Origin of the sequence: Nocardia sp. NPDC004151, from assembly GCF_042874235.1 — a bacterium.
GTDB lineage: Bacteria > Actinomycetota > Actinomycetes > Mycobacteriales > Mycobacteriaceae > Nocardia.
Genome location: NZ_JBIAMR010000004.1, coordinates 440,870 through 462,869, shown reverse-complemented (window position 1 = coordinate 462,869; position 22,000 = coordinate 440,870). Strand labels below are relative to the sequence as shown.

At 70.0% G+C, this 22,000-nt stretch carries 18 protein-coding genes; 11 read left to right on the top strand and 7 right to left on the bottom strand.

Going from position 1 to position 22,000, the window contains the following annotated elements; genetic code table 11:
- Positions 1 to 78: 78 nt before the first annotated feature.
- From ACFYTS_RS12940 to ACFYTS_RS12925, 4 genes are all read left to right on the top strand, one after another.
- Entirely contained in the window at positions 79 to 465 is a 387-nt protein-coding gene (locus tag ACFYTS_RS12940) for a hypothetical protein (protein WP_387303644.1), read from the top strand.
- Positions 438 to 1,610: an alpha/beta hydrolase gene (locus ACFYTS_RS12935; protein WP_387303642.1), complete on the top strand. Its 1,173-nt coding sequence runs from the start codon at positions 438 to 440 to the stop codon at positions 1,608 to 1,610. Before ACFYTS_RS12940 ends, ACFYTS_RS12935 begins: the two co-directional genes overlap by 28 nt.
- Positions 1,559 to 3,190, top strand: a complete 1,632-nt coding sequence (locus ACFYTS_RS12930) for an alpha/beta hydrolase (RefSeq protein ID WP_387303640.1) — start codon at positions 1,559 to 1,561, stop codon at positions 3,188 to 3,190. Before ACFYTS_RS12935 ends, ACFYTS_RS12930 begins: the two co-directional genes overlap by 52 nt.
- A gap of 127 nt (positions 3,191 to 3,317) precedes the next feature.
- Positions 3,318 to 4,862: a glycosyltransferase family 39 protein gene (locus ACFYTS_RS12925; RefSeq protein WP_387303831.1), complete on the top strand. Its 1,545-nt coding sequence runs from the start codon at positions 3,318 to 3,320 to the stop codon at positions 4,860 to 4,862.
- Here ACFYTS_RS12925 and ACFYTS_RS12920 read toward each other — a convergent pair.
- The 4 genes from ACFYTS_RS12920 to ACFYTS_RS12905 all read right to left on the bottom strand — a co-directional run bounded on the left by ACFYTS_RS12920 (position 4,792) and on the right by ACFYTS_RS12905 (position 11,742).
- On the bottom strand, positions 4,792 to 6,276 hold the full coding sequence (locus tag ACFYTS_RS12920) for an ABC1 kinase family protein (RefSeq protein WP_387303638.1): 1,485 nt from the start codon (positions 6,274 to 6,276) through the stop codon (positions 4,792 to 4,794). The two genes, ACFYTS_RS12925 and ACFYTS_RS12920, sit on opposite strands and share 71 nt — an antisense overlap.
- A 101-nt stretch (positions 6,277 to 6,377) precedes the next feature.
- Complete coding sequence (locus ACFYTS_RS12915) at positions 6,378 to 8,438, bottom strand: CocE/NonD family hydrolase (RefSeq protein ID WP_387303636.1); 2,061 nt, start codon at positions 8,436 to 8,438, stop codon at positions 6,378 to 6,380.
- Between the two features lie 318 nt (positions 8,439 to 8,756).
- Complete coding sequence (locus ACFYTS_RS12910; RefSeq protein ID WP_387303633.1) at positions 8,757 to 9,968, bottom strand: PucR family transcriptional regulator; 1,212 nt, start codon at positions 9,966 to 9,968, stop codon at positions 8,757 to 8,759.
- A 10-nt stretch (positions 9,969 to 9,978) separates the two neighbouring features.
- Positions 9,979 to 11,742: an AMP-dependent synthetase/ligase gene (locus ACFYTS_RS12905; protein WP_387303829.1), complete on the bottom strand. Its 1,764-nt coding sequence runs from the start codon at positions 11,740 to 11,742 to the stop codon at positions 9,979 to 9,981.
- Between the two features lie 330 nt (positions 11,743 to 12,072).
- Between ACFYTS_RS12905 and glnA the strand changes: the two genes are divergently transcribed.
- On the top strand, positions 12,073 to 13,509 hold the full coding sequence (gene glnA / locus ACFYTS_RS12900) for a type I glutamate--ammonia ligase (protein ID WP_387303631.1): 1,437 nt from the start codon (positions 12,073 to 12,075) through the stop codon (positions 13,507 to 13,509).
- On the opposite strand, the gene helR is transcribed toward glnA, so the two are convergent.
- Both helR and ACFYTS_RS12890 read right to left on the bottom strand, forming a co-directional pair.
- Positions 13,494 to 15,671, bottom strand: a complete 2,178-nt coding sequence (gene helR, locus ACFYTS_RS12895) for an RNA polymerase recycling motor ATPase HelR (RefSeq protein WP_387303628.1) — start codon at positions 15,669 to 15,671, stop codon at positions 13,494 to 13,496. The two genes, glnA and helR, sit on opposite strands and share 16 nt — an antisense overlap.
- 180 nt (positions 15,672 to 15,851) lie before the next feature.
- Entirely contained in the window at positions 15,852 to 16,325 is a 474-nt protein-coding gene (locus ACFYTS_RS12890) for a nuclear transport factor 2 family protein (protein ID WP_357283979.1), read from the bottom strand.
- Positions 16,326 to 16,459: 134 nt separating this feature from the next.
- Between ACFYTS_RS12890 and ACFYTS_RS12885 the strand changes: the two genes are divergently transcribed.
- The 5 genes from ACFYTS_RS12885 (at position 16,460) to ACFYTS_RS12865 (ending at position 20,325) form a co-directional block, all read left to right on the top strand.
- Entirely contained in the window at positions 16,460 to 17,239 is a 780-nt protein-coding gene (locus ACFYTS_RS12885) for a helix-turn-helix domain-containing protein (RefSeq protein ID WP_387303626.1), read from the top strand.
- 40 nt (positions 17,240 to 17,279) lie between these two features.
- Positions 17,280 to 17,564, top strand: coding sequence for a hypothetical protein (locus ACFYTS_RS12880; RefSeq protein WP_357283974.1), 285 nt, complete (start codon positions 17,280 to 17,282; stop codon positions 17,562 to 17,564).
- Entirely contained in the window at positions 17,546 to 17,983 is a 438-nt protein-coding gene (locus ACFYTS_RS12875; protein WP_387303624.1) for a DNA-binding protein, read from the top strand. Before ACFYTS_RS12880 ends, ACFYTS_RS12875 begins: the two co-directional genes overlap by 19 nt.
- A gap of 275 nt (positions 17,984 to 18,258) precedes the next feature.
- Positions 18,259 to 19,872 (top strand): hypothetical protein, encoded by a 1,614-nt coding sequence (locus tag ACFYTS_RS12870; protein ID WP_387303622.1) that lies wholly within the window; start codon positions 18,259 to 18,261, stop codon positions 19,870 to 19,872.
- A gap of 93 nt (positions 19,873 to 19,965) precedes the next feature.
- Complete coding sequence (locus ACFYTS_RS12865; RefSeq protein WP_357283966.1) at positions 19,966 to 20,325, top strand: arsenate reductase family protein; 360 nt, start codon at positions 19,966 to 19,968, stop codon at positions 20,323 to 20,325.
- Between the two features lie 405 nt (positions 20,326 to 20,730).
- Here ACFYTS_RS12865 and ACFYTS_RS12860 read toward each other — a convergent pair whose 3' ends face one another.
- Positions 20,731 to 21,183: a nitroreductase family deazaflavin-dependent oxidoreductase gene (locus ACFYTS_RS12860; RefSeq protein ID WP_387303620.1), complete on the bottom strand. Its 453-nt coding sequence runs from the start codon at positions 21,181 to 21,183 to the stop codon at positions 20,731 to 20,733.
- A gap of 127 nt (positions 21,184 to 21,310) precedes the next feature.
- Here ACFYTS_RS12860 and ACFYTS_RS12855 point away from each other — a divergent pair, with 127 nt between their 5' ends.
- Complete coding sequence (locus ACFYTS_RS12855) at positions 21,311 to 22,000, top strand: TetR/AcrR family transcriptional regulator (protein WP_387303618.1); 690 nt, start codon at positions 21,311 to 21,313, stop codon at positions 21,998 to 22,000.

The following is a 22,000-nucleotide window of genomic DNA, read 5'->3' as shown; positions in this document are numbered from 1 at the left end:
TGGGGACGCCCGTTGTGCGACGATCGACCTCTGAGCAATAGCCGAACCGATCGACTGTGATCACGGTTGGTGATGGGTATGCGCGGCCGACAATCGATCCGAATCATCGTGCTCGCCGTGGCCCTGGCGCTCCCGGCCTGTGGCGGCACCCCGCCGTCCCCGCCCGCGACCGGCGGTCAGGTCCCCGCACGATTCGAAGCCGGGCCCTGCGCGCCCACCCCGCGGCCCGTGCCGCTGCTCGCGGGGGCCCGCTGCGGGCAATTGATCGTCCCGCTGAATCGCGAGACATTCGACGGCCGGACCCTGCGGCTGTCCGTCGCGGTGGTTCCCTCGCGGACGCAGCCGCCGGCCAAGGAGCCGATCGTGTTCCTCACCGGCGGCCCGGGCCAGGACGCGGTCGCCGATACGCGGTCGCCGATCCGCCGGTTCCGGCCGACGTGGGCATCAACCGGGACCGCGACCTGATCGTGATGGGGCAGCGCGGGGACATCACCTCGAGTGCGAACTTGACCTGCCCGGAGATGGACCGGTTCATCGCCCGCCGGATCGGGATGCGCTACGACGCACCGGCCACGGGGGAGGCGTACGTCCAGGCGGTGCGGGAGTGCCGGGATCGGCTGGCCCGCGGCACCGACCTCACTGCCATGAACTCCACCGAAAGCACTGCCGACCTCATCGATTTGCGCAAGGCCCTGGGTATCGGGAAGTGGAGCGTGTTCTCCCATTCCTACGGCACCGATCTCGCCCTGATCTACCTGCGCTCGGACGCGGCGGCGATCAGCGCGGTCGCCTTCGACGGTGTGACACCGCCGTCGGTGGCGGCCCTGGGCTGGACGTGGGCCAGCGCCCGGCAGGCCCTCGACGCCATGGTGCGGGCGTGTGTCGATCAGCCGGGCTGCGCCAAGCGCTATCCCGACCTGGAGGCCACCTTCGTGCGGCTGGTCGGCGAGGTCGAGGCGAATCCCGTCGCCACGACCGTCGGCGGCACCGACGTCGTCATCGACGGGGGCTCGATGCTCGCGTGGTTCGTGCCGGTGGCGACGCACCTGCCCGCGGACTTCCCGTCCGTGATCGACGAACTGGCACACGGCAATCCGCAGCCGATGGCCGAGCAGATGGCCGGGGCGTTCGCGACCCCCGCACCCGTCGGCGTCTTCGCCTGGGGGCTGACACTGAGCATCTGGTGCCGGGAATGGGTACCGTTCGAGAGCCGGGAAGACCAGCTGGCCATGGCGAACAAGGCGTTCCCGAGCTTCCCGGACTCGGTGAAAGCCCAAGCGCCGCAACTGCCTTTCCTGCGGGAGGCCTGCGACGCCTGGAATGTGCCGCGCGGCCCGGCCTCCATCCGCGACATCACCGTGAGCAACCTGCCCGCGCTCGTGCTGTCGGGCAGTTACGACGCCCAGACCGGCGCGGTGTGGGGCGATTACATCGCGAAGAACCTCTCGCGATCGACTGTCGCCGTCGCACCCGGGGAAGGCCACGGCTCGTGGGCGGAACCGTGCGGGAGCACGATCATCGCCTCCTTCTTCGCCGACCCGAACACCGTGGACGTGGCGTGCACGAAGGATCCACCGCCGCCGTACGCCATCCACCCGCCACGACCATGACCGCGGTGATTTCGGCGTCGCCCGGAACGGCAGCGTCCCGTCGGTCGGTGGTGGGCGGCGCGATGGCCTTGGCGCTGCTGCTGGTCGGCGTGGCGTGCGGCGGTACGAACGCGCCACCCGGCGCGACGCCGACCACGACGCCCCGCAAACCCGCGCACTACGTCGAAAGTTCGTGCGTGACAACGCCGCAACCGGTCTCGCTGCTGGCCGGGGCGCACTGCGGGGAGCTGGAGGTGCCGGTCGACCGCACCCGGTCCGACGGTCCGACCCTGCGATTGGCCGTGGCGATCGTTCCCTCGGAGACCCAGCCGCCCACCGCCGAGCCGATCGTTTTCCTGGAAGGCGGTCCCGGTCTGGACGGCATCGCGGCGCCTCCCATCGCGCCCGGCGCCGGTCTCGGGCACAACCGCGACCTGATCCTGATCGGCCAGCGCGGCACCCAGACCACGAGCACACCGCTGCTCTGCCCCGAGCTCGACGAGTTCTACGCCCGCCGGGTCGGGCTGGTGTTCGACGCGCCCGCCACCGGTGACCTGGACATACGAGCCGTCACCGAATGCCGCCGGCGGCTGGCCGCGACCACCGATCTCGCGGCGTACAACACCACCGAAAGCGCCCGGGACCTCGTCGACCTGCGCAAGGCGCTGCGGCTGGACCGGTGGAGCGTGTTCGGACATTCCTACGGCACCGACCTCGCACTGGTGTACATGAACCTGGACGGCCCCGCGATCACCGCGGTCGCGCTCGACGGCGTGACACCGCCCTCGGCCGCCGGACTGGGCTGGACCTGGCCGAGCGCCCGGGGCGCCTTCGATGCCGTGATGCGGGCCTGCGAAGCGCAAACCGCCTGCGCGCAACGCTATCCCGGCCTCGGCGCGACCTTCGTCCGGCTGGTCGGCGAGCTGGAACGAAACCCCGTCACCACCACCGTCGACCTCCCCGGCCACCCCGGGACGACGGTCGTCATCGATGGCGGCACCCTGCTGGCGTGGTTCGTCGGCGCGGCCGGACGCCTGACCGCCGGGATACCCGCCGCGATCGACGACCTCGACCACGGAAACCCGCAATCCATCGCCACGCAGTACGCGTCCGGCTGGATGAACACCGGGCCGAGCAACGCGACCGTCGCCACCGGCCTCACCCTGAGCATCTGGTGCAGCGAATGGGTTCCCTTCGAAACCTTCGACGACCAGATGCGCCAGGCCCGCACGGCATTCCCCGACTTCCCCGAATCGGTGCTGGCGCAAGCGCCGCAACTGCCGTTCCTGCGCGAGGAATGCGCGGTGTGGAATGTGCCGAAAGCTCCCGACTCGGTCCGCGACGTCACCCGGGGTTCGATTCCCACGCTGGTGCTCACGGGCGGTTTCGACGCCCGCACCGGACCGATGTGGGGTGACTACGTGGCCGAGGATCTGTCCCGATCCACCGTCGTGGTGGTCCCCGGCTGGGGGCACGGCGTGTTCCTGAACCCGTGTGGCGCACAGGTGATCGCCTCGTTCTTCCGCGACCCGAATCGCCCGGATACCCGCTGCGTCGCCGCGACGCCGCTGCCGGAGTTCACCATCCTCCCGCCGCGGTGATCACGCGCTGAGCGCAGGAGGTCCGGAATCCGCGGCGCGGTGCCGCGTCCGAAATTTGCTGAAAAGAAGCTGTAGATTTCGAGTGTTCGCAGCATGATCCGGTGGCGAGGAGCGCGCGTTGACCGATGTGGTGGATCGACCGGCCCGGTCGAACGGTGGTGGACGGCATGCCAAGCCCGTGGAGCGGCCGCCGTTCGCCTGGCTGACCGTGGCCGCGGTCGCGGTGCCCGCCGCCGTGGTGCTGCTGCTGTCGGCGCGCCGCTACGGCTACTTCGGCGACGAGCTGTACTTCCTGGCCGCGGGTCGCCGCCTGGCGTTCGGCTACGCCGACCAGGGCCCGGTGCTGCCCCTGCTGGCGCGATTGATGGACACCATCGCACCCGAGTCCTACTTCGTGCTGCGGCTGCCCGCGGTCGCGCTGACGGTGACCGCGATCGTGTTGTGCGCCCTGCTGGCCCGCGAATTCGAGGGCGGCCGCTGGGCTCAGTTGCTCGCGGCCATCGGCTACGCGAGCTCACCGTTCCTGCTGTTGCAGGGCACCATGCTCACCACCAATGCCGTCGATACCGCGCTGTGGGTCATCATCACCTGGCTGGTGGTGCGGTGGGTGCGGGCCCGCGATGATTGGCTGCTGCTGGCCGCCGCCCTCGTCACCGCCGTCGACATGCAGGTGAAGTGGCTGATCCCGTTCTTCTGGATCGCGGTCGTGATCAGCAGCATGCTGTGCGGGCCGCGGGAATTGGTGCGCAGGCCGCTGTTGTGGACTGGCGGCGTGATCGTGGTGCTCGCCACCGTGCCCGAACTCATCTGGCAGGAACGTCATTCGTGGCCACAGTTGAGGATGGGTGGGGTGATCGGGTCCGAGCAGGGAATCCTGGGTGGGCGGCTGCTGTTCCTGCCCATGTCGATCAGCCTGGCCGGATACCTCGGGGCGCTGCTGCTGTTGTGGGGATTGTGGGTGCTGTTGCGCTGGGATGTGCTGCGGCCCTACCGGTTCCTGGGCGTCACGCTGCTGCTGTTGTTCGCGGCGTTCCTGATCACCGGCGGGCGGATCTATTACGCGGCGGGCATGTACGCGGTCATGATCGCGGCGGGCGCGGTCGGCGTGGTCGGGACAGCCGAGCGCATCGCACCGCTGTGGCGGCGGGTGCTGACCGCGGGCATAGCCGTACTCGCCGTGGGCGCAACGGCTTTCACGCTGTACTCGACGCCATGGCGGCCCGCCGAGGAGGTGCATCCGCCCAAGGACGACGCCGAGGCGGCGATCAATATCGGCGTCTACGGGTCCTTCGGCTGGCACGAACTCACCGACGAGGTGACCCGTGCCCACGACGCGCTCAGCCCGGCCGAGCGTGAGCGCGCCGTCATCATCACCGACACCTATTGGCAGGCCAGCGCTCTCGACGAGTTCGGTCGCACGCACCTGCCGCCGCTCTACAGTCCCAGCCGTGGTTTCGGCTACTTCGGCACCCCGCCCGACGACGCCACGGTGGTACTGGCCGTCGGCGGCTACGAGGCGGTGCTGCGCAGCCAGTTCGAGCACGTCGACCCGGTCGGAAAGGTCGACACCCGCCTCGGGTTCAAGGGCAATACCCAGGACGTCACCATCTGGAAGTGCTCGGGCCGGAAGAAGCCGTGGTCACAGGTGTGGCCGCAGTGGATGCACCTGTGATCGGCCGGACCACCGCCGCCGCGGCCGCTTCGCGTTCCCGGCAGGTGCGTACCGCCGCCGCCAATCGTGGGAGCGGCGCGACCAGTTCGTCGCCGAGCGGGCCGTGCAGGCCGAGCTGACAGAGCACGCCGGTGGCGGCCAGGATGGTGCGCCCGATCGGCGCGTACTCCGGCGGGGTGGTGAGGTGGCGCGACACATTGGACAAACTCGGCTCGGTGGCGCGCCGCACCTGGGCGCGCAGCCACGCCTGGGTCAGGTGGGCGTCACGGCGCCGGTACAGGTCCACGATCGGGTCGACCATGCCGACCAGGTCGGCGATCGCGAATTCCCGTTCCGGGCGCACGAATCCGTGCTCGCGCAACGCCACCTCCAGGTCGGCGGGGCTGCCGTTGAGGGCCGCCTCGCCGATATCGCCGACCAGCGTGGGAAATTCGGCCGGGAACGGTGAGCACGCGCCGAAGTCCAGGACGCCCAAGCGGCCGTCGGGCAGCATCCGGAAATTACCCGGATGCGGATCGGTGTAGAGCAGCCCGGTCCGGGCGAAGCTGGACATGACGAAACGCGTCACCAGCAACCCCGCGCGGGTGCGCTCGGCGGGCGTCCCCGAGGCGATCACCCGGTGCAGCGGGACGCCGTCGAGCCATTCGGTGACCAGCACGTCGCCCTGCTGATCCACCACCGCCGGGAGATGGAAGTCGGGGTCGTCGGCGAAGGCGGCGGCGAAGATCCGTTGCGTGGCGGCCTCTTCGGCGTAATCGAGTTCCGCGCCGATGCAGGCGGCGAACGCCTCGGTCACCGCCCGGGTGTCGAGGTCCGGGGCGAAGACCTTGGCCAGCGGCGCGAGCCGGCGCATGTGCTCGAGATCCGCCGCCACCGCCGCCCGCGCCCCGGGATACATGAGCTTCACCGCGACCCGCCGCCCATCCGGCCACACCGCGCGATGCACCTGTCCGACCGAGGCGGCGGCCGCCGCGCGAGTATCGAACTCGGCGAACCGGTCCCGCCACCGGTCGCCCATCGACGCGGCCATGGCCCGGTCGACCGCGGCGGGCAGCATCGCGGGCACCGAATCCTGGAGCCGCGTCAACGCCTCCCGATAGGGCTCGCCCAGCTCCGGCGGCAACGCCAGTTCGTAGAGCGCCAGCAGCTGACCCAGTTTGGCCGCGACGCCCTTGAGCTCGCCCAGCACCTCGAACATGTGCTGGGCGGTGCGTGCCTGGATATCGAGTTCGACCTCGCGGGACGGTGTTCCGAGCGCCCGCCGCCCGAGCCCGCCCACCCGGCGCGCGACATAGGCCACCGGCAGCGCGGTGATCTTGGCGGTCCGGGCCGCGGCGCGGGTCGGCAGGCCGTCGGCCGAGCCGGTCGAGCGGCGGCGCGCACCCCGGACACCGCCCTGGCGCGGTTCGAGCATCGAGAACCTCCGAAACGTCGAGAGCCTCACTGTGTCACGGTGTCGATCTTCGCGGCTGGGCGGCGGTGACCGCAAGGACCGGACAGGCGACCGCGCCGGGCCTAGCGCCCGAACGCCGCGGCCGGACCGAGCGGCACCACCAGCGCCGACGGATACGCGGCGGTCCGCTGGATCTGCTGCGAGGTGCCCAGCAGACGGCCCAGATCGGCCGGGTTCGGGATGGTCGACGGGAACGTGCCGCTGGTGATGCGCAGACGCAGCGCGTGGCCGGGTTCCAGCCGGTGGAAGGCGGGGCGGATCTTGATCTCCATCCGCACCACGTCGCCGGGGGAGAGCAGCTGCTCGTTCTCCTTCAGCACGGTGTGCTCGGGCGCGTACACCGCGCCGTCGCCGGTGCGCCAGGTCTTGCCGTCGTCGAGAGTGCGCTGACTGGCCAATTGCGAACCGCCGGTGATGTTCACGGCCGTCCCGTCCGGCGCGACATCGTCGAGCCACACCTGGAAGGCGGCGTCCGAACCGGTCGAGGAGGCGTACAGGGTGACGGCCGACGGCCCGGCCAGCATGGTCGGCTCGGCCACCGGGTCCATGGTGTAGCGCAGCCCGGCGGTCGGGTTGCGCACCCACTCGGTGCACGGGTTGGAGACGGTGAAGACCCGGAACACGAAGTCGAACAGGCCCGCCGCCCACTGGCCCAGCGTCTCACGGTTGCAGATAGTGTCGATTCCGGTGTAGTTCAGGCGATCCGAGGCGTCGACGGCCGTCGGCCGGTCCGCGACGAGGCGGTCGCCGTCGAAGTAGCGCTGCTCGACGGCGGCCTGCTCGAACGGGTAACGCGCGGTGTCGGCGGCGGTGTTGTTCGCGTCGATGACGTGCAGTGGCGTGCGGGTCTCGTCGATCCCGTTGGGGATGTCCTTGAGCCACCGGTCGAACCAGGCCAGGGTGATCTGGTCGGTGTCCATCCGCGAGCCCGGGCCCAGGCCGAGGCCGACGTGATACCAAGGGCCCATGAGCAATTGGTAGCGTCCGTCGGCCTGCTGGTCGGCGGCCATCGGAGCGAACTGGTCGCGTCCGGCGGCCAGGTTCTGCAACTGCGCGTAATTGCGCACCGCGCCTTCCTGATACAGGTCCCACCAGCCGTCCACCTGGTACATGGCGATGTTGTTGTCGACCAGGTTGTGCAGGTCGGTTTCGAAACGCCGCTCGCGCCACCAGGAGTTGTCGTAGGCGGTCGGGCCGCCGGTGTAGGCGTCGAAGAGCAGTTTCACGGTGCTGGTGTCGGGGCCGACCAGGGCGGCGAGGTGATCACCGAGGGACTTCAGGAAGGTCTGCGGTGACAGCGGCGCGGTCAGGAACGGGCCGATCAGGCTCAGATACGGGACCATGAGCGAGATGACGGTCAGCAGTAGCGGGCTCATCATGCCGTCGTGGTTGAGCACCTCGTCGAAGATATTGTTGGGCACCGCGAACGGCACGATCGCCTTCAACGGCGAATCGGGTCCGATGGTCTCGGCGGTGCGCATGGCCGACAGGCCGGGGAACGAGTAGCCGTACATGCCGACCTTGCCGTTGGAGCCGGGCAGTTCGGCCGCCCAGTCCACCAGCTCGACACCGTCCTTGCCGTCCTGCTGCGAGGCCGGGCTCCACGCGCCGGTGGAGCCGCCGGTGCCGCGCACGTCCGCGGTCACCTCGATGTAGCCGTGCCGGACCAGCATGTCCTGCATGGAGGTGGCCTGATTGATGACCCGTCGCGCATCCTTCAACTGATCGGGCAGCTGGATGTGCAGCTCGTCGATGACCGAGGTGATGGCGGCGGTCAGCGCGCTGGCCACCGCACCGTAGGTGGTGAAGTTGACGATCACCGGGAACTCGCCCGCGGCCCGCTGCCCGGTCGCCGGATCGGTCGGATACCGCACCTCGGCCTGCAACTGGGTGCCGTCCGACAGTGAAACCACCTGTCCCAGTTGATAACCCACCCCGTACCGCTCCGGCGTGGGCCGGTAGTCCGAGGGCAGGCCGAAGTTGGCGGGCGCGTCGGGCACCGGCCCGAACACGGGCGCGGCCCCCGACGGCGTGGTGGCGGCGATGGTCATGGCCAGCGCGGAGAAGCCGGCCACGGCCCAGGGGGCCGGGCGGCAGCGGCGCGGCCGGAAGGTGCTGCTCAACGAAGTACCTCTGCGGATGGTCGGGAGGTCCCGGCGGGCGCGGACCGGATGCCGCGCCGCATGACCTCGTCGTCGGTGTTCAGCACACCGCACAGTGCCCGCGCGCCGGTACCGGCAATCGCCAAGAGTGCGGACGAGGGCATTGTGCAACCGACCAAACCGCAGGCGCGGGGGAACGGGCAGGAGGAACGCGACAGTCTCCACGCAGGTGCGTGGCGGACCGTGGCGAGGAGCCGTGCGCGACGGACCGGGATGCACGGGGTGCGGTGCGGACCAGCGACGTGCAGCCGCACGGCGTGGGATCGGTGGCGGCGCGAACTACGGTGCGAAGCAGGCGGTTTCGAGCCGCCGCGCGATCCGGGCGGCCGACAGGGTCATGGCGTCGGTCGGGCGGTGCGGATCCAGGCCGGTCAGCTCGTGCACCCGGGCCAGGCGATAGGTGACGGTATTGCGGTGGACGTTGAGCAGCCGGGCCGTGGCCAGCTGGTTGAAGCCGGTGTCCACGAACACGTCCAGGGTGTCGGTCAGCACCGCCTGGCTGTCGAGCGGCTCGAGCACGGCCGCCAGCCCGGGGCGCGCGGAATCGCCCGCGGCGACGGTGTATTCGAACATCAGGTCCGCGCGGCGGCACACCGGCTGCGGGCGGCCCAGGCAGCGGCCGAGCTCGGCCAGCGTGCGCGCCTCGGCGAACACCTCGGGGATCGCCGCGCGGTTCGCCGCGGTGGCGACGCCGACCCAGAACGGGGCGGGCGCGGCCGAGCGCGGCTGCTCGGTGGGCGCGGACCGCCCCAGCGCGAGCCGGCCCGGCAGGCGCGCGGTGAGCGCCGCCAGGGTCGCCGTACCGTCGTCGCCGGAATGCAGTGGCAGCAGGGCCGTCCAGCCGCCGCTGTCCAGGCGCAGGAACACACCCGGGATGGCTTCGACGCGGTGGCGCAGTTCGCTCGTGTCGCCGCCGTGGGCGGACCCGAGCCGGAACGCGGCGAGCAGGAACGCGTCGGGCACCGCCACCGCGGGTTCGCCCGCCCACTCGACCGGGTCGCGGCCGGTGAGCAGCGCGTCGGCAATGGCCCGGCGGCGTTCCAGCAACTCCCAGCGCGGGTCGTGAGCGCGCTGCACGCAGGCGGTGGCGATGCGGGTGGTGAGCAGGGTGACGTAGCGCAGCAGCGAGATCGCGGCGTCGTCGAGGAGTTCGCGTTCGGGTCCGTGAGCGGTCTCGCGCACCCGCGACCAGATCAGCTCCGCGCCCAGGCTGTAGCGGTTGAGCACTTCCTCGAGCGTCTCGCCGTCGCGGATACGGCTCAACGCGATCTGCACGACCTCGGCGGTGTCCTCGGGCGAGGGCGCGACACCGGTGCGCAGGAACTCGAAGAACAGGTCCACGTTCAAGGCCGTGCCGCGCTCGAAACCGCTGGTCACCAGGGATTCCGGGAGCTTCGGGTAGGGCGGTGCGAGGGCGGGGAATTCCGCGCGCGCCACGACGGCGCGTCGGTACAGCTCCTCGAGCGTCCGATCCCGTAATCGCGCGTGCATAACTCTCCTACTACCCGTACAGCGACTCGATAGTAGCGGCGTAGGTGATAGCTATTGGTTTGCGCCTGAGTTTTCCGGTCGCCGTGAGGTGATCGGAGCCCGGGGCCCACACCTCCGGCAGCACCGCGAACTTCTTGATCTGCTCCACCCGCGAGAGCTTGCCGTTCGCCGCGTCCACGCCCTCCTGGAGGGCGGCGAGCACGCGCGGATCGCGGGCCAGGGCCGCGATGTCCCGCTCGGTTAGCTGGTGGCGCTCGGCGAACGCGGCGGCCAGGTCGGGGTCCAGGCAGATCAGCGCGGTGTTGTAGGCGCGGCCCTCACCGATGGCCACCACCGCACCCGCCAGGGGCGTGTGCTCGGTGACGGTGTTCTCGATATTGGTCGGCGACATGTTCTTGCCGGCCGCATTGATGATGAGTTCCTTCTTGCGGTCCACGATCCGCAGGAAGCCCTCGGCGTCGAGTTCGCCGATATCGCCGGTCTGCAGCCAGCCGTCGGCGTCCACGGTCTCGGCGGTCTTGGCGGGCTCGCCGCGATAGCCGCGCATCACGTTGCCGCCGCGCACCAGCACCTCGCCGTCCTCGGCGATGGCGACCTCGGTGCCGGGGAACGCGGTGCCGACAGTGCCGATCTTGATGCGGGCCGGGCGGTCCATGGTCGCGCCCGCCGTGCACTCGGTCATGCCGTAGCCCTCGCACAGCGGCAGGCCCAGGCCGAGGAAGAACTCGTGGGTGTCCTTCGGGATCGGGGCGGAGCCGGTGACGGCGATGCGAATCCGGTCCAGGCCCAGCTGCTCCCGCACGGCCGACAGCACCAGGCGATCCGCCAGCCGGAACCGCCAGGTGTCGAGGATGTTCAGCGTGCGTCCGTCCGACGCCGCGCGGGCTCGCGCCCGGCCGCTCGCGATCGCCCAGGCGATGAGGCGGCGTTTGATCGAGCTCGGCTCGGCGGCGAAGCGTTCCTCCAGCGCCGCTTTGACTTTCACCCACACGCGCGGCACACCCATGAACACGGTCGGATGCACCTCGCACAGCGCCGCGGCGACCTGCTTCAGGTCCGGGCAGGTGGTGATCTGGCCGCCGGTCAGGATCGAGAGATAGTGCGAGAGCCAGCGATTGGCGGCGTGCGCGTCGGGCAGATAGGAGATCACCTGGTCGGCGGGGGAGCCGCCGCCGAACTCGTCCACCACGCGGGCGTTCTCGAGGAAATTGGTGTGGGTGAGTTCCACGCCCTTGGGTGGGCCGGTGGTGCCGGAGGTGTAGACGATGGTGAGCAGATCCTCGGGAGCCACGGCGCGCCAGGCGGATTCGAAGTCGAACCCGCCCGGCGCGGTCGCCTCGATCTCCGCCAATGCCACGCAGCCCGCGAGCGCCTCGTCGACACAGATCACGTGTTCCACGGCCGCACCCCGCTCGGCGGCCCGTGCCACCGCGGCGCGGATCTGCGGCGCGAACTGCGCCTCGCAGATCACGGCCCTGTTGCCCGCATTGGTGAACTGGTAGGCCAGCACCTCCACCGGATTGGTGTTGTACACCGAGAACGGGGTCGCGCCGGTGTGCAGGATCGCGGTGTCGCACAAGTGGAATTCGGGCCGGTTGGTCATCATCAGCGCCACCGTGTCGCCCCGGCCGACGCCGAGCGCCGCGAGACCGGTGGCGATGGCGCGCACCCGGTCGGCGTACTCGCGCCAGGTGATCGAGACCGCCCCGCCGAGCGTGCGCAACGCGACCGCGTCCGGATAGTGGGCGGCGGTGGCCTGGAACGCCTCGACCATGGTGCGCGGGGTCGTCGCCGCTACCGATGTTGAACTCACGGTTCCAGCAGATCGCACAGCGCACGGGGCGGACCAGGGGCAATGGAGAAGAACTGTGACAGGCGATTTGTGCACTGTGCCAAAAATGGGGGAGCGGGCGGGTGTAGGTCGGAGCGGTGGGCCCCGCTCAGGTGGCGGCGGGTACCGCGGTGGCGCGAATGATCTTGGTGCACAAGCGCATTCGCGTCCGTCCGGGTGTCTGCGCGACGTATCGTGTTAGCACGACAGGACCGCCGGATCCCGACCGGGCCGTCCGATCGGGTAGGCGTGCGCGGCCACGAGGAGGCAGCGGTGATCACCCCTACCACCAATGGAGTACAGGACTACATCGACGCCGAGGGCGTCGAGTACGTCGACGTCCGCTTCTGCGACGTCCCCGGCATCCAGCAGCACTTCTCGATCCCGGCCAGCATGTTCGGCCCGGATCTGGTCGAGGACGGCATCGCCTTCGACGGCTCCTCGGTGCGCGGCTTCCAGGCCATCCACGAATCCGACATGCTGCTGCTGCCGGATCTGCGCACCGCGCGACTGGATTCGTTCCGCACCGCCAAGACCCTCAATATCAGTTGTTTCGTCCACGACCCGCACACCCGCGCCGCCTACAGCCGTGATCCCCGCAATGTGGCCCGCAAGGCCGAGGAATACCTGCGCTCCACCGGAATCGCCGACACCGCCTATTTCGGCCCCGAGGCCGAGTTCTACATATTCGACACGGTCCGCTACGACACCACCATGAACCGGGCCTTCTACGAAGTGGATTCGTCGTCGGCGGACTGGAATACCGGCGAGAAGATCAATCCCGACGGAACTCCCAACCGCGGCTACAAAGTCCGGCCCAAGGGCGGCTATTTCCCCGTCGCCCCCTACGACGCCGACGTCGACCTGCGCGACGCCATGTGCACGCACCTGCAACAGGCCGGATTCGACCTGGAGAAGGGCCACCACGAGGTCGGCACCGCCGGACAGGCCGAGATCAACTACCGGTTCAACACCCTGCTCGCCGCCGCCGACGACCTCATGCTCTACAAGTACATCATCAAGAACACCGCCTGGGCGGGCGGCAAGACCGTCACCTTCATGCCCAAACCGCTCTTCGGCGACAACGGGTCCGGTATGCACGTGCACCAATCCCTGTGGAAGGACGGCGCGCCGCTGTTCTACGACGAGGCGGGCTACGCCGGACTGTCGGACCTGGCCCGGCACTACATCGGCGGGCTGCTGCACCACGCGCCGTCACTGCTGGCGTTCACCAACCCGACGGTGAACTCCTACAAACGCCTCGTCCCCGGCTACGAGGCCCCGGTGAATCTGGTCTACAGCCAGCGCAATCGCTCCGCCGCCGTGCGAATCCCGGTGACCGGCACCAATGCCCGCGCCAAACGCCTCGAATTCCGCTGCCCCGACTCCTCGGGCAACCCGTACCTGTCCTTCGCCGCCATGATGATGGCCGGACTCGACGGCATCACCAACAAGATCGAGCCCGCCCTGCCCGTCGACAAGGACCTCTACGAACTCACCCCCGAGGAATCCGCCGAGGTCACCCAGACCCCCGCCGGCCTCGAAGCGGTCATCGACCGCCTCGACGCCGACCACGACTACCTCACCCGGGGCGGGGTGTTCACCGAGGACCTCATCGACACCTGGATCCGCCTCAAGCGCGACACCGAGATCGCCGAGATCAACCTCCGCCCCCACCCCTACGAATTCGAGCTCTACTTCGACGTGTAGAGCCCCTCCAGGGCACGCGGGAGCGGGCCGCGGTGCAGGACGCCCAGGCGCTGGGTGGCGCGGGTGAGGGCGACGTACAGCTCGGCCGCGCCGCGCGGGCCGTCGGCGAGGATGTGCTCGGGTTCGACCACCAGGACGGCGTCGAACTCGAGGCCCTTGGTCTCCGAGGCGGGGACCGTGCCCGGCATACCGGGCGGGCCGATCACGATACTGGTGCCCTCGCGGTCGGCCTCATCGCGGACGAATTCCTCGATAGCCGAGGGCATCTCGTCGGTGGGGAGCTGCCGGGCCCAGGGTCGGACACCGCAGGCTCGGACCGAATCCGGCGGGGTGACGTCGGGGGCGAAGTCGGCGAGCACGGCCGCGGCGACGGCCATGATCTCCGCCGGGGTGCGGTAGTTCACGGTGAGCGAGCGGTACTTCCAGCGGCCCGGAACGTAGGGGTCGAGCATCTCGGCCCATGCGGTCGCGCCCGCCGCGGAACGACGCTGCGCGAGATCGCCCACCACGGTGAAGGAATGGCCGGGGCAGCGGCGCATCAGCACCCGCCAGTCCATGGCCGACAGCTCCTGGGCCTCGTCGACCACGATGTGCCGGTAGGTCCAATCCCGGTCCGCGGCAGCGCGTTCGGCCAGTTCGCGGGTGTCGCGTTCGATGAAGCGCTCGGCCAGGTCCTCGCCGTAGAGCATGTCGGTGGCGAACAGATGGTCCTCGTCGTCCATGTGGTCGGCGCGGCTCACCAGCAGATCCAGCACGCCCTCGGCGTAGGCGGCCTGCGCCTTGCGTTCCCGCTCGGCCGCGGCCTCCTCGGCGGAGGTGTCGCGGCCCAGCAGGTCGGCCAGCTCGTCGAGCAGCGGGACATCCGACACCGTCCAGGCCTCGCCCTCGGCCCGCCAGAGCGACTGGTCGGCGCCCGCCGCGCGCAGCCGGTCGGTCGACGACAGCAGTTCCGCCAGCAGCTGTTCCGGCGTGAGCGTCGGCCACAGTTCGTCGAGCAGGGCGGTGAAGCCCTCGTGCTCGGCAAGTTCGGTGCGCAGGTCGGAGCGCATGTTCTCCCACGCCTCGCGGTCCTCGCGGGTGAGCCAGCCCTGACCGATGCGGGCGATCGCGCGCTCGGTCAACGCCCACGTGAGCACCTCCACGAAAGTGGCGCGGGCCCGATTGTGCGGCAGGCCGCTCTCGCGAGCCTCCGACCGCGCCCAGTCCGCGATGTCCGCGCCGATGCGGACCGTCACATCCGGGAGCTCCAAGGACACCGGCTCCGCGGGCACCCGCTGCCGGTCCGCGATCGCCCCCTTCAACACCTCGAGGATGCCCAGCGCACCCTTGAGCCGGGCCACCTCCGGAACGTCCTCGGCGGTCGCGTGCACGCCGGGCATGAGATCCGCGGTGGTGGTGAACACCACGTTGGTCTCGCCCAGCGACGGCAGCACGCGCCCGATGTGCCTGAGGAAGGCCGTATTCGGGCCCACCACGAGCACGCCGTTGCGTTCCATCTGCTCGCGCTGCGTGTACAGCAGATACGCCACCCGGTGCAGCGCCACCACGGTCTTGCCGGTGCCCGGCCCGCCCTCGATCACCAGCACGCCCGGGTGATCGAGCCGGATGATCCGGTCCTGCTCGGCCTGGATCGTCGCGACGATGTCGCGCATGCCCTCCCCGCGCGGCGCGTTGACCGCCGCCAGCAGGGCCGCGTCACCGCGCTCCCCATCCCCGGGACGGCCGAACACCTCGTCGGTGAAATCCACCACCTCACGGCCCCGCGTGTGGAATTGGCGACGCCGGCGCATGCGCTCCGGGGTCGCGGCGGTCGCGGTGTAGAACGCCTGCGACGCCGGGGCCCGCCAATCCTGCAGCAGCGGCTCGAATTCGTTGGTCTCGTCGTAGATGCCGATCCGGCCGATGTAGGCGTGCTCACCGGTCTCGCTGTCGAGACGCCCGAAACATAGGCCGTTGTCGGCCACACCCAGCCGGTTCATCTCCCTGGCCAGCGCCCGCGCCTCGGCATCCCGCTCCACCAGCACCGTCGCGTTGCCCCGCACCGTCAGCGTCTCGCCGTACCGGCCGCGCACCCGCGCCCGCTCGGCGTCCAGCCGCGCGTACAGCCCGGCCACGTAGTCGCGCTCGGACCGCAGTTCGTTCTCGTATCCCTGATCAGACATCAGCACCACACCTTCCGCCCAGCCGGTCCCCGGCCGCCGCCCACGCGCCATCCGCGCAGGCCGCGGCCCTCGGCCAGCGATTGTGCGCCATCACGGGGGCCTTGCCACAAGCCCCCCACTGCGATATATGTTGAAAGGGGAGAGAGGTACAGCCCTCCCCGATTCCCCTTCTCGCAGCCGCTACGCGGCGGTCGGACGCTGCCCGCCCGACGCCAGGTTCATGATGTCCTTGTTGCCGTCGGCCCACTGCGCCGTCATCACCATGGCCTCGACCTTCCACACACCGGCCACCAGGCGCAAGCCGATGCGGTAGGTGCCGCCCAGCGTCCAGCGCGGCGAGCCGAGCGGATTGGCCAGCAGATGCACCGCCTGGAAGACGGCGGTCAGCTCGGCCCGATCACCGTCGACGGTCACCAGATGATTGCCCAGCAGATGCTGGGTGGCGTCGAAGGCGCCGATCAAACTCTCCCAATCCGCCCGGATCCGACCGGGATTCACCGTCGCGGGCTCACCACCCCACACGCTCGAGTAGTCCAGGGTGACCACGTCGGCGAAGACGCCCGGGAAGGCGTCCCAGTCGCGAATGTCGATGAACCAGAACAGGCGGGTGACGGCCTCGATGATGTCGGCGCGCTGCTGAGCGGTGGCGGTCATGGCAAAACTCCTCCGGTGCAAGGGAATCGGTGGTAACTCTCGCCACCGAGCCTGCTCGCCCGCGCCGCCGGCGAACAGTGCACGCCGTGCCTCGTACCCCCAGGGCCACCCACGTCTTGTGTCACACTGCGGACATGGCCGTGCGCGAGGATCTGGCGGAATTCCTGAAGTCCCGGCGGGCGCGCGTCGATCCGCGGGACACCGGATTACCACCCTCGGGGGCGCGCCGAGTCCCGGGTCTGCGCCGCGCCGAACTCGCGCACCTCGCCGGAATCAGCGCCGAGTACTACCAGCGCCTCGAACAGGGCCGCGCCGCCAACCCCTCCGCCGACGTCCTCGACTCCCTCGCCGCCGCGCTGGGCCTCAACCCCGTCGAAACCGAGCACCTGCACGCTCTCGCCCGCCCACCCCGGCGCTCCGAAACCGCTTCCACCGCGCCGCGTCCCGAGCTGCTGCGCATGCTCGACCTGATCGACAAGGCCCCCGCCGCGCTCATCACCGACCTGTTCGACGTGCTCGCCGCGAACCCGCTGGCGCACTACGTCTTCGGTGACCTGATCGGCGACAATATGGCCCGCTCGCTGTTCTTCGCCCCCGCCGCCCGCGCCTTCTACCTCGACTGGGACGACGTGGCCGCCGCCACCGTCGCCCAGTTGCGCCGCGTCGCGGGCCGCTACCCCGACGACCCCGCCACCACCGCCCTCATCGACGAACTCGCCACCGGCAGCGCCGCATTCGCCGCCCTCTGGGCTGCCGGCGACGTCGAACACCGCACCCACGGCGGCAAACGCCTCCGCCACCCCCACTCCGGCGACCTCACCTTCGCCTACGAGAACCTCGAACTGCCCGGCGATCCCCGCCGCCGCATCGTCACCTTCACCCCCGGCCCGGACACCACCCTGCCGGTCCTGTGAAGTCGGCGCCACTTCCTACTTGGATTGACAAACCTCGGGTATGGCTCAGCCCGCATACGACATCGGTGAGGGGCCCGCTACGCGGATGAGCCTCTCGCTACCCGAGGGGACTGCCGAAGCGATCCGGCGGCGAGTCGGCACACGGGAGTTCTCCGCCTTCGTAACTTCGGCCGTGGAACGAGAGTTGCGAGGCTTGCGGCTGGACGAGTATCCGGAGGATTACGAGCGCCGCCGCGGGGCGTTGTCGGAGACCGACCGCCGGCACGCCTTCGATCGATTCGAGCAAGCGCTGACGGGCGGGGATACATGGCCGGACGAAAGCTGAGCACTCGGGCCCGAGGCGCGTCCTCGGCGCCCGGCACCGTCGTAGTCGACTGTGAAGGGCTCTCCGGCTTGGTATCGGAGGAACACGCGGTCGTCGCGTTGGTCGTGGAGGCTCGCAGCCGCGGGATGGACGTGGTGATCGGCGCGCTCACGATCATCGAAGCGACCCATCGCAAGATCGACCGAGCACGGCTGGCCTGGCCGCTGTCCAACCTCCGGGTGGAACCCGTCGACGACGTGCCCGCCCGCGCGGCCTCACACCTCCTACTCGAGACCGGATTGCATGGTCACAAGTACGCCATCGATGCCGCCGTGGCCGAAATGGCGATGCGGCAACACCCGCCGGTGGTCCTCATGACCTCGGATCCTCAGAGCTCGGGGGCACTGTGCGGTGACACGGTGCGGATCATCCAGCTCTGACGACACTCGACGCGCCGAGGCGGGTTACGGGTTCGTTCGGAGTGTTGTCGTTAGATTGGGGGCAGGACGGATCGATCGCGACGCGAGAGTGGCCCGCAGGGAGGCGGGTTCGTGTCGAGGTGCGGGAATACCGTTGTGACACAACGTGCCACGCGAATGACAACGCGTGGTCATGTGGGGTGGCGTCAAACTATGACCTTGACCTCAGTGACCACGCGGGGTCATGGTGCGGTCATACGATCCGGGGCTGACATATGCGGGAAGGCGAGTAGGCCATGGATCGAAATGCGTTCGTCGAGGTGATGAACGAGGCGAGCGGCATGCTGGAGACCGGCCGGGCCGAGGAGGCGCTGGCGCGGTTGTCGGCGTTCGACGACGAGCTGGCCGGGGTCCCCGATCCCAAGGAATACGGCTGGATCGTCTCCTACCGCTTCCGATCCGCCTTCGCCGCGGGCGATTACGCCCAGGCCCTGCACCTGGCCGAACACGGCCCGGCCCGCTACCCGGCCGACATCCCGCCCGCCACCCTCGCCACCATGTACTCCATGGCCGTCGAGGCCGCCACCCAGCAGGACCTGCCCGACAGCGCGGTCCTCATGGCCGACCGCTGCATAGACCTGCGCCGCGTCCACGGCGAACACGCCGAGGTGCTGATGGCGGCCATGACCGCCTGCACCCTGCTCGGCGACATCGAAAGACACGACCTGGCAAGCAGATATGCGCAACTGCTGATCACCGAGGGCGTCGGCCACGACGACTACCGCGGTTACGGGTACTACGCGCTGTGCGCCGCCATCGAACAGGGCGTCGGCGGACACCTCATCGACACCCTGCGGGCCGGGCGCGAATGGCTCGAGACCCAGGACAACGAATTCGCCCGGGTGGCATTGGAATATCTGCAGACCGCCCCCGCCCTGCGCGACCCGCTCGCCATCGATCTCGGCCTCGAGGACCCGCTCCGCAACGGCGCGCCGCTGGTCGAACCCGGCACCATGTTTCCCGAACCGGGCGCACCCTTTCCCGAACCGGGCGCACCGTTCCCCGAAGCCGGCGCACTGTTCCCCGAACCCGGCGCGGCCTTCCCCGAACCCGGCTCGGCACAGCCTGATCAGGCGTTCTCGCCGCTGGAACCCGCTGGCGCGCACCCCGAACCCGGCGCGCCGGGAGCCGGTTTCGGTGCCGCGCAGTCCGGCCCGGTGCCGGGCCTGCCGCCGCTCGACCCCGCCGTCGCGCCCGACGCCATGGCGACGCAGTACCTGCGGGTCGGCGACGGTGCGCCGCAGCTCGCGGCCGGTCCGGCGCAGCCGCCCGCCGAGCAGCTCGCGGGCGGCGCGACCGCCGACGCGTTGATGGACGCCAACCGTCCGGGCATCGCCGCCTCCGCTTACCGGGCGCTGATCGACGACGCCGTCGGCACCGGGCGACCGGACCCGCTCATCATGGGCAAGGCCACCCTGGGCCTGCTCACCGCGCTCATCTTCGACAATCGGGTCGGCGAGGCGCATTCGGTGTGGATCGACGAGCAGGGACCCACCTACCTGGGTATCTGGTCGCTCGAGAACGGCCAGACCTCGGTGCACGACGCCATCGCCTACAACCTGGTGGCCGCGTTCCTGCACTCGCTGAGCACCGGCGACCCGAACGCCGCCAACCACGCGGTCGACAGCCTGATGACCCGAAACGTGGAGTGGGCCTACGAGAACGACCGCCAGGTCGTCCCCGCCATGATCGGCAGCTGGCGGCGGCACCTGCTCGAGATCCACGGCGGTGAACCCGCGCCCGAATACCGCTGGCAGCTGACCCAGGCCGAACAGCGCTGGGGCGCGCCGATTCCCGACGGCGGCCTGTACTGGATGCGCCCCTACCGCTGGGTCGTCGACTGGCTGTGACCGTCCGGTTGCCCGGTGCCTGACCGTGCCGGTCGGTACGTCCTGACCGTGCCGGTGACCGGGGGAGTCGGCGTCGCCGCCTAGGCTGGCGGCATGGCGACCGAAATCTGGCACAACCCGCAGTGCTCCAAGAGCCGCACCGCCAAAGCGGTGCTCGAGGAAACCGGCTCGGACTACGTCGAGCGTCGCTACCTCGACAACCCGCCCTCGGCCGACGAAATCCGCGCCGCCCTGACCAAACTCGGCCTCGAACCGTGGGACATCACCCGCACCGCCGAGGCCCAGGCCAAGGAACTCGGCGTCGCCTCCTGGGGCCGCACCCCCGCCGACCGCGACCGCTGGATCGAAGCCCTGGCCACCCACCCCCGCCTCATCCAGCGCCCCATCGTCTTCACCGCCGACGGCCGCGCCTTCGTCGCCCGCGACAACGAAACCCTCGACGAACTGCGCTGACCTCAGGCGGCGACATTCCGTACGGCGGCCTGTGGATCCCGGCGGCGGTCCGCCGGGATCGCGCCACTCTCGGCCCTTCCGGTACGGGCCCCGTGAACAGCTTCGCTCGTTCTCGATGCGCCGCTGCTCGGCGGCCGCCCGGCCGCGCACTTCATGCGCCGACCGCATCCCCGGTCTGGCGGGCCGGGGACATCGGCGGACGGCGTGTAGTCCTATGTGGAAGCCGGTCACCGGCACGAGCGCATCCGCGCCCAGGCATGAAATCGCCCCGGCAAGGCACAGGCCTTGTCGGGGCGAGGTGTTCTCGGGTCGAAGCTCGAGGCGGTCGACAGCGGGACCGACGTCGTGGCGGTCGGGTGGACTGTGGCCCGGCCTTGATGTCAGCGTCGGGCAGGGGCCGAGGGGTCAGTGCAGGACGAAGACGGGGAATCCCGGTGCGATGTCGGCCAATTCGGCGTCGGTCGCGTCCTTGGTGACGCCCTCGAAGAAGCGGCCGACCTCCCAGCCCCAGCGGTCGAGGTAGGCGCGCAGGACGGGGATCTTGTCGGCGTCGGGGAGTTCGGTGGCGGTGAAGGTCTCGGACTTGCGGCCCAGGCGGAGTTCGCCGGTCCCGGCGACGCGCAGGTTGCGGACCCACTGGGTGTGGCCGCGCGGGGCGACCAGGTAGCGGGTGTCGTCGATGGTCAGGACATTGACCAGGGTGGTGCGCCATTCGCCGGACTTGCGGCCGCGCACCGCCAGCAGCCGCGAGCCCGCGACGCTGATGCCGAGCTTGGGGAGCATGTTGAAGAAGCGGTTCATGTAGGGGTCGAGACCGGTGGGGCCGATGTAGCGAGTGGCGGCGGTGTGGGCGTCCATGGGATCTTCCTTCACTCTGCGAGAGCGGTGCTCTCTGTTGTGATCAGTGTGCATGCACGCCTCGCGGAATGTCAAGAGCAGTGCTCTCGAAATATTCTGGTGATCCGAAACGTGGCACACTATCGGGATGAGCGTCCCCCGAACCGCCCGCGCCCGGGCCAGAGCCGAGATCACCCGCGAGATCACCGACGCCGCGCGCCGGCAGCTAGCCGAATCCGGCGCCCCCGCGCTGTCGCTGCGGGCCATCGCCCGCGAGCTGGGCATGGTGTCCTCGGCGCTGTACCGCTACTTCCCCAGCCGCGACGACCTGCTGACCACGCTCATCGTCGAGGCCTACGACAGCATCGCCGACGCGGTCGAGAACGCGGTCGCCGCCGCGGACACGCCCCGGGCGCAGTGGCGGGCGATCTCCCACGCGGTCCGGGACTGGGCCAAGGCGCACCCGCACGAGTACGCCCTGGTCTACGGCTCGCCCGTGCCGGGCTATCGGGCCCCCGAATCCACCATCGGCCCCGCCTCCCGCGTGCCGGTGGCCGCGCTGGGCGTGGTCAACCGGGCGTGGAAGTCGGCCAGTCTCACGGTGCCCGACGAACCGGTCGATCCGGTACTGGCCGCCCAGTCCGCGGGCATCGCCGAGCAGGTCGCGCCCGGTCTGCCCGAGGTCGCGGTGGTGCGCGGGGTCATGGCGTGGACGCAGCTCTACGGCACGGTGACCTTCGAGCTGTTCGGGCAGCTCGACAACAGTATGGATCCGGCCGGGCCGTTCTTCGCGTACTCCGTCGAGGCCATGGCCGACTTCATCGGCCTGACCCGCTAG

What these genes read in the sequence shown, in the direction of transcription:
- ACFYTS_RS12865 (WP_357283966.1), top strand. Translation starts at nt 19,966, where the DNA reads ATGGCGACCGAAATCTGGCACAACCCGCAGTGCTCCAAGAGCCGCACC.
- ACFYTS_RS12940 (WP_387303644.1), top strand. Translation starts at nt 79, where the DNA reads ATGCGCGGCCGACAATCGATCCGAATCATCGTGCTCGCCGTGGCCCTG.
- ACFYTS_RS12890 (WP_357283979.1), bottom strand. Translation starts at nt 16,325, where the DNA reads ATGACCGCCACCGCTCAGCAGCGCGCCGACATCATCGAGGCCGTCACC.
- ACFYTS_RS12910 (WP_387303633.1), bottom strand. Translation starts at nt 9,968, where the DNA reads ATGCACGCGCGATTACGGGATCGGACGCTCGAGGAGCTGTACCGACGC.
- ACFYTS_RS12870 (WP_387303622.1), top strand. Translation starts at nt 18,259, where the DNA reads ATGGATCGAAATGCGTTCGTCGAGGTGATGAACGAGGCGAGCGGCATG.
- ACFYTS_RS12860 (WP_387303620.1), bottom strand. Translation starts at nt 21,183, where the DNA reads ATGGACGCCCACACCGCCGCCACTCGCTACATCGGCCCCACCGGTCTC.
- ACFYTS_RS12885 (WP_387303626.1), top strand. Translation starts at nt 16,460, where the DNA reads ATGGCCGTGCGCGAGGATCTGGCGGAATTCCTGAAGTCCCGGCGGGCG.
- ACFYTS_RS12920 (WP_387303638.1), bottom strand. Translation starts at nt 6,276, where the DNA reads ATGCTCGAACCGCGCCAGGGCGGTGTCCGGGGTGCGCGCCGCCGCTCG.
- helR (WP_387303628.1), bottom strand. Translation starts at nt 15,671, where the DNA reads ATGTCTGATCAGGGATACGAGAACGAACTGCGGTCCGAGCGCGACTAC.
- ACFYTS_RS12855 (WP_387303618.1), top strand. Translation starts at nt 21,311, where the DNA reads ATGAGCGTCCCCCGAACCGCCCGCGCCCGGGCCAGAGCCGAGATCACC.
- ACFYTS_RS12905 (WP_387303829.1), bottom strand. Translation starts at nt 11,742, where the DNA reads ATGGTCGAGGCGTTCCAGGCCACCGCCGCCCACTATCCGGACGCGGTC.
- ACFYTS_RS12880 (WP_357283974.1), top strand. Translation starts at nt 17,280, where the DNA reads ATGGCTCAGCCCGCATACGACATCGGTGAGGGGCCCGCTACGCGGATG.
- ACFYTS_RS12875 (WP_387303624.1), top strand. Translation starts at nt 17,546, where the DNA reads ATGGCCGGACGAAAGCTGAGCACTCGGGCCCGAGGCGCGTCCTCGGCG.